The organism is Segatella copri (assembly GCF_019249655.2).
In the GTDB taxonomy this organism is placed as follows: Bacteria; Bacteroidota; Bacteroidia; order Bacteroidales; family Bacteroidaceae; genus Prevotella.
This window is the reverse complement of sequence record NZ_CP137557.1, coordinates 3,069,299-3,083,474: the sequence shown is the minus strand read 5'-3', so window position 1 is coordinate 3,083,474 and position 14,176 is coordinate 3,069,299. Positions and strand designations below refer to the sequence as shown.

General features: G+C 42.6%; 17 protein-coding genes. 9 read left to right on the top strand and 8 right to left on the bottom strand.

The annotated features are described in order from the left end of the window. Positions 1-77: 77 nt before the first annotated feature. The 6 genes from KUA49_RS12635 to KUA49_RS12610 all read right to left on the bottom strand — a co-directional run bounded on the left by KUA49_RS12635 (position 78) and on the right by KUA49_RS12610 (position 4,638). Entirely contained in the window at positions 78-677 is a 600-nt protein-coding gene (locus KUA49_RS12635; RefSeq protein ID WP_218411645.1) for a hypothetical protein, read from the bottom strand. Between the two features lie 18 nt (positions 678-695). Next, entirely contained in the window at positions 696-1,739 is a 1,044-nt protein-coding gene (locus KUA49_RS12630) for a toprim domain-containing protein (RefSeq protein ID WP_218411646.1), read from the bottom strand. A 110-nt stretch (positions 1,740-1,849) separates the two neighbouring features. Further along, the gene (locus KUA49_RS12625) at positions 1,850-2,467 is read right to left on the bottom strand and encodes an ATP-binding protein (protein WP_194255021.1); all 618 of its coding nucleotides are present in this window, start codon (positions 2,465-2,467) and stop codon (positions 1,850-1,852) included. Beyond that, positions 2,454-3,785 carry a helix-turn-helix domain-containing protein gene (locus KUA49_RS12620; protein WP_218411647.1) on the bottom strand — a complete coding sequence of 444 codons (1,332 nt, stop codon included), beginning with the start codon at positions 3,783-3,785 and terminating at the stop codon, positions 2,454-2,456. The genes KUA49_RS12625 and KUA49_RS12620 overlap by 14 nt, the downstream gene beginning before the upstream one ends. A 305-nt stretch (positions 3,786-4,090) precedes the next feature. Continuing rightward, positions 4,091-4,369, bottom strand: a complete 279-nt coding sequence (locus KUA49_RS12615; protein ID WP_119226721.1) for a hypothetical protein — start codon at positions 4,367-4,369, stop codon at positions 4,091-4,093. A 5-nt stretch (positions 4,370-4,374) separates the two neighbouring features. Then, positions 4,375-4,638: a hypothetical protein gene (locus KUA49_RS12610; protein ID WP_151201707.1), complete on the bottom strand. Its 264-nt coding sequence runs from the start codon at positions 4,636-4,638 to the stop codon at positions 4,375-4,377. Positions 4,639-4,787: 149 nt separating this feature from the next. On the opposite strand from KUA49_RS12610, the gene KUA49_RS12605 reads away from it, so the two are divergent. From KUA49_RS12605 to KUA49_RS12595, 3 genes are all read left to right on the top strand, one after another. Continuing rightward, positions 4,788-5,201: a helix-turn-helix domain-containing protein gene (locus KUA49_RS12605; protein WP_218411648.1), complete on the top strand. Its 414-nt coding sequence runs from the start codon at positions 4,788-4,790 to the stop codon at positions 5,199-5,201. A 359-nt stretch (positions 5,202-5,560) separates the two neighbouring features. After that, positions 5,561-5,788, top strand: coding sequence for a hypothetical protein (locus KUA49_RS12600; protein WP_153129200.1), 228 nt, complete (start codon positions 5,561-5,563; stop codon positions 5,786-5,788). A 111-nt stretch (positions 5,789-5,899) separates the two neighbouring features. Next, on the top strand, positions 5,900-6,547 hold the full coding sequence (locus KUA49_RS12595; RefSeq protein ID WP_256624747.1) for a DUF3256 family protein: 648 nt from the start codon (positions 5,900-5,902) through the stop codon (positions 6,545-6,547). A gap of 159 nt (positions 6,548-6,706) precedes the next feature. On the opposite strand, the gene KUA49_RS12590 is transcribed toward KUA49_RS12595, so the two are convergent. Next, positions 6,707-7,279 (bottom strand): chromate transporter, encoded by a 573-nt coding sequence (locus KUA49_RS12590; RefSeq protein ID WP_218411649.1) that lies wholly within the window; start codon positions 7,277-7,279, stop codon positions 6,707-6,709. Positions 7,280-7,304: 25 nt separating this feature from the next. Then, positions 7,305-7,838 carry a chromate transporter gene (locus tag KUA49_RS12585; protein WP_218411650.1) on the bottom strand — a complete coding sequence of 178 codons (534 nt, stop codon included), beginning with the start codon at positions 7,836-7,838 and terminating at the stop codon, positions 7,305-7,307. Between the two features lie 210 nt (positions 7,839-8,048). On the opposite strand from KUA49_RS12585, the gene KUA49_RS12580 reads away from it, so the two are divergent. The 6 genes from KUA49_RS12580 (at position 8,049) to KUA49_RS12555 (ending at position 14,090) form a co-directional block, all read left to right on the top strand. Continuing rightward, a complete protein-coding gene (locus KUA49_RS12580; RefSeq protein WP_218411651.1) occupies positions 8,049-9,350 on the top strand; it encodes an MFS transporter in 1,302 nt (433 codons plus the stop codon). Beyond that, entirely contained in the window at positions 9,347-9,898 is a 552-nt protein-coding gene (locus KUA49_RS12575; RefSeq protein WP_218411676.1) for a bifunctional nuclease domain-containing protein, read from the top strand. Before KUA49_RS12580 ends, KUA49_RS12575 begins: the two co-directional genes overlap by 4 nt. Positions 9,899-9,963: 65 nt before the next feature. After that, entirely contained in the window at positions 9,964-10,713 is a 750-nt protein-coding gene (locus KUA49_RS12570) for a 16S rRNA (uracil(1498)-N(3))-methyltransferase (protein ID WP_218411652.1), read from the top strand. A 73-nt stretch (positions 10,714-10,786) separates the two neighbouring features. After that, positions 10,787-12,154, top strand: coding sequence for a DUF4836 family protein (locus KUA49_RS12565; RefSeq protein ID WP_256624748.1), 1,368 nt, complete (start codon positions 10,787-10,789; stop codon positions 12,152-12,154). A 95-nt stretch (positions 12,155-12,249) separates the two neighbouring features. Then, positions 12,250-12,894, top strand: coding sequence for an ATP-binding cassette domain-containing protein (locus tag KUA49_RS12560; RefSeq protein WP_203040250.1), 645 nt, complete (start codon positions 12,250-12,252; stop codon positions 12,892-12,894). Then, positions 12,891-14,090, top strand: a complete 1,200-nt coding sequence (locus tag KUA49_RS12555) for an ABC transporter permease (RefSeq protein WP_218411654.1) — start codon at positions 12,891-12,893, stop codon at positions 14,088-14,090. Before KUA49_RS12560 ends, KUA49_RS12555 begins: the two co-directional genes overlap by 4 nt. Positions 14,091-14,176 lie beyond the last annotated feature (86 nt).

Sequence of the window (14,176 nt, the reverse complement as noted above, 5' to 3'; positions counted from 1 at the left end):
GTAGGTATACTTAATTTCGTAGATGTAAGCTAGAACTAATGCTAGTACAACTACAATAAATACTATTACAATTGTGTTCATATTTTATTTTCTTTAATATATGATTGTAAAAATGTCTGCAAGCTAGTATAATCTTTGTATGTATATGCCCAGTCTCTAGCAGCAGCGTTTCTGTCTAATATAGTCTTTGTGAGGGTTTTACCTGTTTCTGTATTGGGCAAAAACATATCTATAATATTGTAATCCTCGCTTTCTACGAGGAAGTAGCCAAGATTCTTATGATTATTAAGAATAATACAGTCACAGTTATCATCATAGAATATGACTGGCAAATTCACAAGAGCTTTGTATGCCAGATAATCCGTAATGGTAAGAAACAGAATGCATCTATTCTTGCTTTCATTATTCGATGGAATAATGGAAATGCCTCTTTTGTGAAGAGAAATAGGATCCTTCATGTCATTAAAATTCAGAAATTCAACGCCACCATTAATATTTCTGATGCCAATACCATGATGAGGATGGTTAAAAATCTTGCAGTCTATAGCATAGACGCAACTAGGGAAAAAGGATGCTAAATACCCTTCTTCCAAAAGCTTTTCTTTATCGCTTTCTGATATAGCGGAAAAGCATATATACTCAGATGAGTATTGTAGAAAACCAATTGCTTGTTTCATATTCTTATTATTTACCTTTTATACTATATTCGTTATCAGACTAGAGAAATCCTCAGAACTATTTCCTAGAGCAAAATAATCGCTTATATCCTTCTCTGCCTTTGTTCCGGCAAGAGGTAGCTGCACTCTTCTTACATTATATTTATTCTTGTATTCCTCTACTCTTAAACTCGATTCCTTAACTCCTGTAGTATCTGTATCGTAAAGAAATATTATTTTATGAAATCTTTCAGAAAGTTCTAGAAGCTTATCTTCTGGTATCTTTGCTGTTTCACTATTAAAAGCGATGGCACTATATCCGTGCGCCGCAAGAGAAAGAACATCCTTTTCTCCACCGGTGATGAAGACAAACTCCCCCTTGGCAGGAAGCTGTTTCCAACCGAAGACATAAGGAGAAGGTAAGTTCCCGGCATAAAGGAATCTGTTCTCGGCTTTGGGGCGGTACACCTTAAGCCCTGTCATTTCATTGAAGAAATATCCGAATGCTGGGATAGTTTTGCTTCCATATACATTAAAATCTTTACCTTCACTTTTTGTGAAGGAAACACTTTTCAAACTATGAACATTGTATCTCAGCAGCGTATCTTCATCTATACCATATTTCCCCCAATATTCCTTTTCTGAAGGTTGGAAATCCTGTATCACTGGTGTGAAAGACTTTATACTAGATGTACGCCCTTTAGTAATTTCCTTCTTTATCTGAACAATATCAACCAGCGGACGTTTCTCTACGTTTGGATTACTAGGCTCTATGATATTGAGGCACAAATCCTGGTCAATCCTCTTCAGTAGTTCATAGAAATCCGTATTGATATTTATGTTCAGAACCTTTGCTGCGATTTCAAAACAGTTTCCGCAACATCTACTGTCTCCAAAATCTTGCAAATAGTAGGTTGTCTCACCATTTTTATTCTTGTTCTCATACAGATGGCAAGACGGTCGCTTGTCATCACTTCGAAACGGACTCTTAAATTTCTTATTAAGACATTCCTTTCCCAAATAGTAGATGAATATTTCAAGCCCACTATTGGTTTTTCTAAGAACTTCTTCGTAAATTTTCATATTAATTATCGTTTTTGCCGTTTTCTTCGCGCTTCTAGACGTTTTCTCGCACCAGTTGTGCATCTTACAGTCTTTCCTCTTTTTGACGCTTCTGTGCTCGCTTATTCGATCTATGGGTTCCTGAAGTTTATGTCAGGCATGGTCACAACTTGCATCATTTCGTTGAAACGGTCTGCAAGGCGATCGCCATATTTCTCACGGATAGCCTTACCGCTGAGATTGGTTGTCACTATCGTTGGTAGCATTCTTTCATACCGATAAGACAACAACTCCTCTAGCGGTTTATATCTGTTCCCATACTGACAGAAATCACTCTCTTCTGTGCCCAAGTCATCGACAGCGAGGATGAACGTATTCATACATCTATCAAATCTCTTTTTATCTGAGGCATACAGATGATACAGTTCTTTCGATGTCAGAAACGTAATACTTGCATGTGTATAGAAGACTGCCTCTTCTTCATTCAGAGGATTCTTGAACTTGCAAATATTATAAAAGTTCTGCATGGCTTTTACCAGAGTGGTCTTTCCGTTACCGGTAATACCATTAAGGACAAGCCCAAATCTAGACTTTGATGTTGCCATCCAGTCTGCTACCTTGTGTATTGCTTCTTGTTGTTGCTTGTGAACTTTGTATTCTCTATATCTCAGTTTTACTTCTTCGCTAAACAGAAACGTCAGCCATCTGTAGCAGTAATCAGTATCGTAATTGAAATCAGAAAGGACCATTGTATATACCTCCTTCCGAGCTTTTAGGAACAAATTTCTCTCCTTCCCAACGTTCTGCATTAGGAGTGCATTTGCGTTTGCGTGGAGATTGCTCCATCAGGTTAAACTTAAGCCAATCGCAAAAATGGCTTTTGTAATCAACTATATCTTTGTGCTCCTTATTGCCTCTACAGATATGATCCAAATCAAAGTTCTCCACTTTGTCTTTCACTTCTTCAATGCTTTTGAAAGCAAACTTCTTCTTTATTGCACCCAACCAAACATCATCGTGAAGAGAAAGCGAAAGAAAACTTTCTTTCTCACCTTTCTTTTGTTGGTTTTCTTTTGATGTTTCTTTTTCTGAAAAATCAACGAAATCTTCTTCGTGCGTGCGCGCGTTGTTGGTGTTGATTTTCTTACTTTCTTTATTTCTTATATTCTTATATTCTTTAGGTAGGGGCGGCATTGGGGCGGCATTGGGGCGACATCGGGGCGACATCGGGGCGCAATTGGGGCGCAATTGGGGCGACATCGGGGCGGCTTGTCGTTTTGTGTCGTTGTAAACCTCTGTTATTCTGTTACTTACGTTGCAGTTTTGCTGTGTTGAAATTTCATTGTTTTCTATTTTTAACACAGTACATTCTTCAATCGGGGCGACATCGGGGCGGCATTGGGGCGACATCGGGGCGATTTGTCGCTTTGATGTTTGGTAACTACCAGAGTTGCAGATGGTTATGATGCTTTGTAGGTGTGTTGGTAAAGTTCTAAACGTTATTTCTCCAGTTCTTTGTAACTTACCGATACAGGTTCTGATGTTTTGCAAGCTAAGCCCAGTTTCCTTGCTTAATATTCTCAAACTAGTACACAGCTGCCAGGAATCAGACAAATCACTTCCTTTCATAATACTTGCCTTCAACATCAAATGCACGAACAGATGAACCATCTTGGCATCTTGATACCACTGCCAGTCACATATTTTCCTGTAAAGTTTAATCCAATTAGGCGCAGGCTCGTCGATTCCTACAGGCTGAAACTTATCAAAGTCGAGAAGGACAATAATACGTCCTTTGCTTAATTTTTTGTAGCTGATATCTTTGGTATCCTTGAGCTTTTTCAGGTATCTCTTAACGGAATCTCGTGATATTCCTGTATCTCTTGAAAGAGTAGATAGAGATACCAGACATTCGCCTCTCTGTATGGATATTCCAAAGTAGAGCTTATTTTCTATATTAGCATTGAGCAACAGATAGAGATACAGATGAACCATGTTGGTATTTTGATACCACTGCCAATTCATGAACATTCGTGGAAGTTTTATCCAGCTGTTATCAGTATTCATATCGTATCAGTTTAATTCTTCTATATAAAAAGCCATACATTCCTTTCCGGACTTGTACTTTACCTCTATTTTATCATCTAATAAGAGTATGGTTCGTATATGGGATAGCGAGAAAGAACCACGTCTCCATCGTACTGGTAAAGACCGTATGGTCTTATTGATTTCCATGAGACTTTTTCGACAGTCATCTTTAGCCTCATAGAGAGCGAAATGCTTAGGATTTATCTTTAGAAGCAAATCCACAACCCAAGGTTGTTTCTTTACAACTTGATATCTTCTTTTTATTTTGTACATATCACCTGTTTCTAAAAGTAATCTTGCTCTCTCCGGTGAAGCTCCTGGAGATCGCTAACCTTATATTCAATTTTACCTTTACGCTTTGAAAACGGTTTAAGTTTACCTTCCTTTAACCATCTTCTTACGTTTCCTACCCCGAAGACTTTCATGGACTCCCTTTGACTATAAAACTCCTTAGGAGGGTTCTTAATCATCAGGGCTATTTTAGGAGCCAGGAAGGATGCTAGGTCGTTCAAGAAAGTCTCATAAGAAACATTCTTGTTTTCAAAAATAACTCTCTCACTCATAATACTTATTTCTTTGGAAATATTACAGGATTAAATCGTCCTGCATAAACACCTTCTCGTCGAAGAATATTGGTTACTCCTGCTCTGGTTAAACCAAACTCTTTTGCGAGATTTTCTATCACTGGTGTTGGCTTTAGCTTGCATTCAAGAATGAGATTTCCGTACTTGTACAAGTAAGACTCTACCAGCTGTTTCTTCTTCTTTATCAGTTCACCTTTCTTTGTTCCTGAATAAATTTTATTCAAAATATCTTCGTTATTCTTGGTCATATTATAATTATTTTGTATATTTGCATACGAAATACGCAAGTATTGCGTAACGCTTTCGTGATATTTATCTGCAAAGATAAGCAAAAACTGATAAAAATATAAATAATCAGTGATATTTTAAGAATGTTTAACTACAATATAATTGTTTTATGAATGGTTCTGAACTTCGTCAGATCTTGACGAAAAGAAAAATTAGTATAAGTGAGTTGGCTGAGAAACTTCATATGTCTCAGCCTAACCTCAGCAATCAGTTCAATGTACAAGACGTTAAATCTGGTGTTCTTGAACGGATATGTGACGCTTTGGATGTGAAGATGGACTTCTTTTATGAAGGAACCAAATACTTGAATGATAGTTCTAGCTCGGACAATTCCCCAGGCTTGAACCATCAGGATGAACAACCTACTGAAGAAATGTCTGATAATGATAAAGACAAGGAAATAAGTTATCTTAGAGGACAAATTAAGGTATTGGAAAAAATAAATGAGAAGTTGCTGAATATGGCTCAAACTGTTGGTCAAACTGTTGATCAAAGTGTGGCCTATCAGAAAAAACATGCCTAATTATTAAACATGACTTTCAGAAAAAGTAATATATATAATAAGGTACGTGTATATAATAAGGTATATGGAAAAGAAATTGTTGACAAAAAAGCATAAGTTGTTAAAACAATGTTTAGAGCAATCGCTGAAATGAGGCTTTCCTACGTGATTTATTGCTGCGGCGCAGGCTGCTGTAGAGGAGTAAATCCCTCTATCGTTAAGATAGTACGATTAATGAATTAGATAATTTGAGAGGAAAGTGTTTCAATGAGAGAACACTTTCCTCTTTTTCGCTTTTTTAGCGATTGTTGGATAGAAAAACACGAAAAAACTTGCAGATTACAATTATTTTCTGTACTTTTGTCGGAAAATAGAGAAATATGACTGCAAGAGAAGATAGGGAAAAAGAAAAATTTACCAAAGAAACAGTAGTAAAGTATTTCTTTGATATGAGTAAATCGACTTATACCATAATGGTTTTAGGTGGATTGGCTGCTTTGTTTGGCATTGTTAAAACAGATGAGGGTGGTACAATAAGTGCCATTTTATTAGGTGTAGTATTATCTACAGTCTTATCTGTTATTGGTTATATAATTTCTAAACGTTAAATTTATGAATACATTGGCTTTAACTTTCGCAATATGCTTAGTTCCGGCTACGGCATTTTTGATTTGGCTCTTTACCCCTTGGGGAAAGAAATGGTCTAAGGAATTATAGTGATGAAGAAGATAAAATATATATTATGCGCTTGCATGATGATGGCAAGCTTGGGCATCGAAGCTAAGTCGATGAAAGACTTGCTGGTATCGATGCCGGATTCGATGATGCCTACACTCAACAGCAATATGCGACAGGAATTTGCCGAGTTGCAGGAGATGGGCGTGAAGGCTGAGGTGAAGAACCTCTTGGGTGAGGTGAGCGTGATGGATACGCTCACTCAGGACTTCGTGCAGGTACGTATGAGCAAGGTTTCTACTTTGCAGATGAAGAAGTTGCCAATGGAAAATGGCGACTCGGTGCTCTGTGTGGTCAAATCGTTTGCCGGACCAGAGAAGGAGAGTGAACTCTATTTCTTTAATCAAGAATGGAAAGTGCTTGATGCAAGCCCGTTCTTGGGTGGCAAGCGCATGGAAGACTTGGCGGAAACGCTCGTTCAGAAACCCGATACGATGAGCGAAAGTCGCTTTGCTGATTTAAAGGCGATGATTGAGCCTAAGATGGTGAGTGCTTTGCTCTTGCAGAACGAGAATGCACTGGTGGTTCGATTGGCTTCGCCATTGCTTTCGGCAGATGACAAAAAGACGGTAAATGTCATAAAATTGCAAAGAAAGTTTAATTGGAATGGTAAAAGCTTTAAGGAGAGTTAAATACTTGAAGTTTTTTACAATAAATTATTGCAGGTTACGAGATTATTTGTAACTTTGCATCGTGTTTTTCATGGTATTAGATTATTAAGGTTAATAAAAGATTGGTTGTCGTGAGACAATCAATTTTTTTTTGTGCCTATTTGAAGGTGTTTGGGTTGTTTAGAAGATAAACAATCCAATGATTCCACAGATGAAAAGCAGCAAAATCGGATTTGCTTTCTTGGCTTTGGTGAAATAGAATGCACCCAGAAAGAGTGCTACGCTGGCTCCGAAAGCAAATGGATTGTCGGTTGGCGATCCGAAATTCTCTTTATTCATCAGAAGTATGGCAGCAGCAGCTATCAGTCCGATGATGGCAGGACGAAGTCCGGCAAAGATATCCTTCACAATCTTGGAATCCTTATGGGTCATCAGATAACGGCTGATGAGAATCATGATAATGAATGGCAACCACATGATGGAGAGGGAGGCAAGGAAGGAACCCAAACAGGCTGCCCAGGTAGGATAACCGGCATGAAGGCAGGCGGTATAGCCCACGTAGGTGGCACAGTTGATGCCGATAGGTCCCGGAGTTGACTGGCTGATAGCCACAATATCCGTAAACTCGGCATTGGTGAGCCAGTGGTTCTTCACTACGGTTTCGTTGTGGATGAGCGAAAGCATCGCATATCCTCCACCAAAATTAAATGTACCAATTTTGGTAAATATCAGGAATAACTTTAAAAATAGCATTTTCTAACTATAAAACTATAAACTATTAACTTTTAACTATAAACTTTCCATAAAGCCATCCCAGCACGCCGGCTGCAATGATAATATAGATAGGCGAGATGCCGAATGCGGCAATCAGCAGGCAGCAAACTACTGGTATCCAGATGTTGTAGCGGTTGATGTTTGCCGTCTTTGCCATCTTGAAGCAGGGAGCTGCAATCAGCGCTACCACGGCAGGACGAACTCCTGCAAAGAACTTGCCCACCCAGTAATTGTCCTTGAACTGCTGGAAGAACATGGCGATGATGAGGATGGCGATGATGGAAGGAAGGGCAATGCCGATAGCACCCACGATGCCGCCCCATACCCCCTTCAGCTTGTAACCGATGTGGCTAGCCATATCGATAGCAAAGATGCCTGGAGTGGTTTGAGCCACCACCATGATGTCCATGAATTCCTGTTTGTCCATCCATTTGTTCTTATCCACGAATTCTTGTTCCATGATGGGAATCATAGCGTAGCCTCCACCCAGGGTAAAGGCACCAATCTTGTTACACGTAAGGAAAAACTTTACTAACATTATCTCTTTTATATTTTGATTTCGGGTGCAAAATTACATATTATTTGTTAAATAAGCTAGCTTTCCGAAGGAAAATCTTCAAAAATCTGTGTTCTTTAAGATAATTTGTGTATCTTTGCAAGATATAATCTGCAAAGCAATCCAGTTGATAACGAAAGGATGCAATCTGCAGAAAAATAAATTTAAACCAAAGAAAAAGAATTTAAGGATATGAATCTAAAAGTACGTTTGGCAGTGATGAACTTCCTGGAGTTCGCTGTTTGGGGAGCCTATCTCACTTCTATGGGCAACTATCTCGGCAAGGCCGGAATGGGTGCAGATATCTCCTGGTTCTATACCATTCAGGGTATAGTATCTATCTTCATGCCTACTTTGATGGGTATTGTGGCGGATAAGTATATCCAGCCGCAGAGACTCCTGGGCTATTGCCATCTGCTGGCGGGTCTCTCGATGATAGGGCTGTTCCTGATGGGAGAGGTGAGTGCCATGCCTGATGAGGCTCTCTTCATGACGGTTTATACCTTCAGCGTCGCTTTCTATATGCCTACGCTGGCACTGTCGAATACTTCGGCGTTCACTATCCTGAAAAATCATGGGCTGGATACCATCAAGGACTTCCCGCCTATCCGAGTCTTCGGCACCGTGGGCTTCATTGCCACCATGTGGATTGTCAACTGTGCTACCTGGGATCATGGCTCGTTCATGTTCCTCTTTTCGGAAAATGCTTATAAGTTCCAGTATACCCACCTCCAGTTCCTCGTTTCTGGTGCGTTGAGCATCGTGCTCTTCCTTTATTGCTTCAGCCTGCCTCAGTGTCCGCTGGTCAAGAAGGAAGCTCGCAGTTGGGTGGAGACCTGGGGCTTCGATTCCTTCAAGCTCTTCAAGAGTCGTGAGATGGCGCTGTTCTTCATCTTCTCATGTATGCTCGGAATGAGTTTGCAGGTAACCAATGGTTATGCTACTCCATTTATCACCAGTTTCAAGGGTGATCCTAGTATGTTAGATACATTTGCAGCCAACAATGCCACCCTCCTGGTATCAATCTCTCAGGTGGCAGAGGCACTCTGCATCCTCCTGATTCCATACTTCCTGAAGCGTTATGGCATCAAGGTAGTGATGCTCATCGCCATGTTTGCATGGGTGTTCCGTTTCGGATTCTTCGGATTGGGCAACCCTGCATTCCCTGGTGTCATTCTCTTCGTGCTCTCCTGCATCGTCTATGGTGTGGCTTTCGACTTCTTCAACGTGTCGGGTGGCCTCTTCGTAGACCAGAAGTGCGAGCCTAAGATCAGAGCATCTGCTCAGGGCTTGTTCATGCTGATGACCAATGGCTTGGGTGCATCTATTGGCACAATTCTTGCAGGACAGGTGATTAACCATTACTGTCACTGGGAAAATGGATATTTGATGGGCGATTGGCAGACTTGCTGGTTTATCTTCGCAGGTTATGCTCTTGTGGTCGGAGTTGCCTTCGCCGTATTGTTCAGACCAAAGAAGGAGACAAAACAATGATGTATAAATTAATTTATAAAGGGACTTTTTCTATTCCAGAGGCAGATGATGCCTGCGTAATCACGCTTACCGACATGGCGGAGACCCGTGCGCTCTCTATTGTGTTGGCTAAGGAGATGGCGAGCGAAATCAAACGGCATGAGCATAAGGCTGAAGAAACCCGAAATCATCTGGTTGATGTGTTTACACAGGTGATGAAAGATGAGGAAATAACCCATTACCGCATTGAGTTCGAGGGTATTCAAGATCGTGGCTTCAAGGCAAAACTGGTAAATACGATAACCGGCAAGGGCTATGAACTTCTTCCGGAAACAGCCGTGTTGCTTTCGTTGACAAGTGGTTATGAGATGTGCGCCCCTCTGGAGGTGCTTCAGAAGTTCTCTACACCTTTTAATAAGGAAGTGATGAGTGTGGCTCTCCCTATCATGAGTTTGCCTGATTCTCTGCTGCAGAAGGCGTTGGATAAGGCTGTGGAGGAAGAAAACTACGAGGGTGCTTCCTTCATCCGCGATGAGATGAAGCGCCGTGAGGAAAAAAATAAGAAGTAACATAAAGAAATTAGATATTTCAAGAAAGAAATAAGATATTTCAAAGAAAGAGATTAGATATTTCTATGAAAGAGGTTAGATATTTCTATGTGCCTGAGGCAGCAACCCAGGTGGAATTGCCTGCCGAGGAGGCTACCCATGCGCTCCGTGTGCTGAGATTGAAGGGCGGTGACGAGATTTTCCTCATGGATGGGGAAGGTTCGTTCTATCGTGCCGAGGTGACTGCGGCTTCCAGCAAGCGCTGTCTCTATGAAATCAAGGAAACGATGCCGCAGAAGCGTGCCTGGAAGGGCCATATCCATCTGGCGATTGCTCCTACCAAGATGATGGAGCGCATCGAGTGGATGGCGGAGAAGGCTACGGAAATCGGGTTCGATGAACTCTCTTTCCTTAACTGCCAGTTTTCTGAGCGCAAGGTGGTGAAGACGCCAAGAATTGACAAGATTGTGATTTCTGCCGTGAAGCAGAGTCATAAGGCTTGGAAACCGGTGGTCAATGAACTGGAGAGTTTCAAGGAGTTCATCCAGATGCCTCGTCCGGGCAGAAAGTTCATCTGCCATTGCTACGAGGAGATAGAGAAGAAAGACTTCTTCCAGGAAATCTCTTCCTTATCGAATGCTGCTGATGGCAAGGATGCATCATCCTCTGCTGATATTACGGTATTGGTAGGGCCGGAAGGCGATTTCTCCATCGATGAGGTCCGTCTTGCCCTGGAGAATGGCTACGAGAGCGTATCTTTGGGAACCAGCCGACTTCGCACGGAAACGGCGGGTCTGGTGGCGGTTCACATGGCGCATATCGCAAGAAGACTATAACAAAGATGATATAAGAAAAAATACATAAGTGTTAGTTTTTGTGATGAAAAGATTGTATAAGAACTTAGTTTTTATGGGCTTAGCAATAACTTTCTTATTGCTAAGCTCCTGTTCTGGCAGTGATTATCTCAATGCCATTCCTAAGAAAAGTACTGCCCTTATCTCTGTGGACATGAAGCAGATGACTGCTGATAAAAGCGACGAGGATAAGGCGGGCATGCTGAAAACTTTGCTCCATGTAGATGACGTAGATAATTGCGGCATCGATGTAAGCGAGAAGTTGTATCTCTTCGAAACGGCCGATGGCAACCTGGGACTCTGTGCCAAGGTGAGTAGCGAGGATGGCGTTTCTGATTGGCTCGCAACTCTCGCCAAAAAGCATATTGCCACCGAAGTAACGGAACGAAAAGGCTTCCATTTCTCGGTGTTGAAGAATTCCTGGCTCGTAGGATATTCTGATGAGGCTCTCCTCGTGATGGGTCCTGTGGTGGCTGATGCCCAGGCTCAGCTGCAGCAGCAGATGGTGAAATATCTCAAGGCTGATGAAGAGGATGGCATTACGGCTTCTCCTATGTTCGATCGTCTTTCGGGTATTTCGTCTCCGATGGCGATGGTGGCGCAGGCGCAGGCTCTGCCGGAAAAGTTTGTGGCTCCATTCACTCTGGGTGCTCCTAAGGATACCGATCCTTCACAGGTGGTTATTGCTGCCGAGATGAACGTGAAGGAGGGCATCCTGCAGATTCAGGGCGAGACTTTCTCCTTTAATAAGTCTATCGATGAGGCTCTTCAGAAGGCTCTTCAGAACTATCGCCCCATCAAGGGCAATTACGTGAAGTCGATGCCTGCTGATGCCTTGGCGGGTATCTTCATGAATGTGAAGGGTGAACAGTTCCTGCCGATGATGCAGAGCAACCGCAGTCTGCAGACTCTCCTGATGGGCATCAACCAGGCGGTGGATATGGATAATATCATGCGTAGTGTGGATGGCGACATGGCTATCATGATGCCAACCCTGGGCGATGCAAGCATGAAGATGATGATGGCTGCTAAGTTGGCGCATAGCAAATGGTTGGGTGATGTGGATTACTGGAAGACTTCCTGTCCTCCGGGTGCCAAGATTGCCAACTGGGGCAAGAATGCCTATTTCTATACCGATGGCAAGACTTCTTTCTACTTCGGAGTAACCGACGACAAGCAGTTCTTCAGCGGTAGCGACGAACTCTCTGCCCAATATGCCGTGAAGTCAAGCAATCATCCGATAGATGCGAAGATTCAGAAGCTCATCGTGGGACAGAAACTGGCGATGGTCATCAATCTAGCCAAGAGTTCCAATGGTGATGGCTCTGGCAAGGGCGATGCTATCTCTACCGTAACCGGTCTGCTCACCCCAATCTTCGGAAATCTCACTTCCGTGGTCTATACTTTAAAGGTAAAAGGGTAAAAAAGTAAAAACGTAAAAATGGGTTCATGTAAGGTTGCTTCTGCAATTAAACATGATACATTATTAATTATACATTATTCATTAAATAATATAAGGTGGAAAAGATTCAGCTTCATTCCGTTCTCCCGCAGGTCTTCGCCCAGCGTGACGACCTGAATTCGGAGATATGGAAGCAGGATGTTACCTTCGAGAAGGGACATCTTTATCTTGTAGAAGCGGAGAGTGGCAGCGGAAAGAGTACTTTCTGCAGCTATGTGCTCGGCTATCGTCACGACTACAGCGGAAGCGTGATGTTTGATCATGATGTTACCGCCAACTATAAGGTTTCTGATTGGGTAGAGATGCGAAAGCGTCACATCAGTCATCTCTTTCAGGAACTCCGTCTCTTCCCTGAGCTTACGGCGATGGAGAACGTGGAAATCAAGAATAAGCTTACGGGCTTCAAGACCCGTGAGCAGATTCTCAAGTGGTTTGATATGCTCGGCATTGCCGACAAGGTGGATGCCAAGATAGGCAGAATGTCGTTCGGACAGCAGCAGCGCGTGGCCATGATGCGCGCCCTCTGTCAGCCTTTCGACTTCATACTCGCCGATGAACCGATCAGTCACCTTGACGACAACAACTCCCGCATCATGGGTGAAATCATGATGGCAGAGGCGAAGGAGCAGGGGGCTGGCGTCATCGTAACCAGCATCGGCAAGCACATGGACTTAAACTATGAACATATATTTAGATTATGAATTTGGTTTGGAAATTACTTCGTCAGCATATCAGCATACCCCAGTTTGCCGGCTTTGCCTTTGCCAATCTCTTCGGTATGCTCATCGTCCTTTTCGGCTTCCAGTTTTATAAGGATGTGCTGCCTGTCTTCACCCAGGAAGACAGTTTTATGAAAGCCGACTATCTCATCATGAGCAAGAAGATAGGTATGGGAAATACCATCAGCGGTCGCTCAAATACCTTCTCTGGTGCCGAGATAGATGATGTAGGTGATCAGAAGTTCGTGAAGAAGGTGGGCAAGTTTACCTCCACCGAATACAAGGTAGATGCCCAGATGGGCGTAAACGGCGTGAATGTACTCAACAGCGAACTCTTCTTCGAGAGTGTTCCCGATGGTTTCGTGGATGTGCCGCTCAAGGACTGGAAATATACTCCTGGAGCCAAGGAAGTGCCTATCATCCTTCCGCGTACCTATATTAATATGTATAACTTCGGATTTGCCCAGAGTCACTCGCTGCCAAAGATAAGCGATGGTCTGATGGGAATGATAGATTTCAACATCCAGATTCAGGCGGGCGGCAAGAAGGAGCAGTTTAGAGGAAAGGTGATCGGTTTCTCTTCACGCCTTAACACCATCCTCGTGCCACAGGCGTTCATGGATTGGAGCAACCAGGAGTTCGCACCTAACCAGAAAAGCGATCCTAACCGCCTGATTGTGGAAGTAGGAAATCCGGGCGACGAGAGCATCACCAAATATTTGGATGACAACGGCTACGAGGTGGAGACCGACAAGCTGGATGCCGAGAAGACCACCTATTTCCTGCGCATGATGGTATCGCTGGTAATGATAATCGGACTGGTGATTTCTATCCTGAGCTTCTATATTCTGATGCTCAGCATCTATCTGCTGGTACAGAAGAACTCATCCAAGTTGGAGAATCTGCTGCTGATAGGTTACAGCCCTAACGATGTGGCGAAACCATACCAGGTGCTCACCATCTCGCTGAATGTAGTGGTTCTCATCATTGCATGGGTCATCCTTTTCTTCGTTCGTGGCTACTACATGGACTTCATCGAAGCCATCTTCCCTGATCTCGACGAGGGAACGATGCTCCCTGCCATCTGCCTGGGCTTGGTTCTGTTCCTGATAGTCTCCATCCTGAACATCGTTGCTATCCGCCGCAAGGTGATGAGCATCTGGCAGAGAAAGGAGTGAAAAATATTATAAGCAAAATCCATAAATAAATAATAATTTAAAGAAAATCTGCGTTATTTGCTTAACGCAGATTTTTTTTTATGTTT

Excerpts from the sequence above, each read along its gene's own strand:
- KUA49_RS12635 (WP_218411645.1), bottom strand. The coding sequence starts at position 677 with ATGAAACAAGCAATTGGTTTTCTACAATACTCATCTGAGTATATATGC.
- KUA49_RS12630 (WP_218411646.1), bottom strand. The coding sequence starts at position 1,739 with ATGAAAATTTACGAAGAAGTTCTTAGAAAAACCAATAGTGGGCTTGAA.
- KUA49_RS12625 (WP_194255021.1), bottom strand. The coding sequence starts at position 2,467 with ATGGTCCTTTCTGATTTCAATTACGATACTGATTACTGCTACAGATGG.
- KUA49_RS12620 (WP_218411647.1), bottom strand. The coding sequence starts at position 3,785 with ATGAATACTGATAACAGCTGGATAAAACTTCCACGAATGTTCATGAAT.
- KUA49_RS12615 (WP_119226721.1), bottom strand. The coding sequence starts at position 4,369 with ATGAGTGAGAGAGTTATTTTTGAAAACAAGAATGTTTCTTATGAGACT.
- KUA49_RS12610 (WP_151201707.1), bottom strand. The coding sequence starts at position 4,638 with ATGACCAAGAATAACGAAGATATTTTGAATAAAATTTATTCAGGAACA.
- KUA49_RS12605 (WP_218411648.1), top strand. The coding sequence starts at position 4,788 with ATGAATGGTTCTGAACTTCGTCAGATCTTGACGAAAAGAAAAATTAGT.
- KUA49_RS12600 (WP_153129200.1), top strand. The coding sequence starts at position 5,561 with ATGACTGCAAGAGAAGATAGGGAAAAAGAAAAATTTACCAAAGAAACA.
- KUA49_RS12595 (WP_256624747.1), top strand. The coding sequence starts at position 5,900 with ATGAAGAAGATAAAATATATATTATGCGCTTGCATGATGATGGCAAGC.
- KUA49_RS12590 (WP_218411649.1), bottom strand. The coding sequence starts at position 7,279 with ATGCTATTTTTAAAGTTATTCCTGATATTTACCAAAATTGGTACATTT.
- KUA49_RS12585 (WP_218411650.1), bottom strand. The coding sequence starts at position 7,838 with ATGTTAGTAAAGTTTTTCCTTACGTGTAACAAGATTGGTGCCTTTACC.
- KUA49_RS12580 (WP_218411651.1), top strand. The coding sequence starts at position 8,049 with ATGAATCTAAAAGTACGTTTGGCAGTGATGAACTTCCTGGAGTTCGCT.
- KUA49_RS12575 (WP_218411676.1), top strand. The coding sequence starts at position 9,347 with ATGATGTATAAATTAATTTATAAAGGGACTTTTTCTATTCCAGAGGCA.
- KUA49_RS12570 (WP_218411652.1), top strand. The coding sequence starts at position 9,964 with ATGAAAGAGGTTAGATATTTCTATGTGCCTGAGGCAGCAACCCAGGTG.
- KUA49_RS12565 (WP_256624748.1), top strand. The coding sequence starts at position 10,787 with ATGGGCTTAGCAATAACTTTCTTATTGCTAAGCTCCTGTTCTGGCAGT.
- KUA49_RS12555 (WP_218411654.1), top strand. The coding sequence starts at position 12,891 with ATGAATTTGGTTTGGAAATTACTTCGTCAGCATATCAGCATACCCCAG.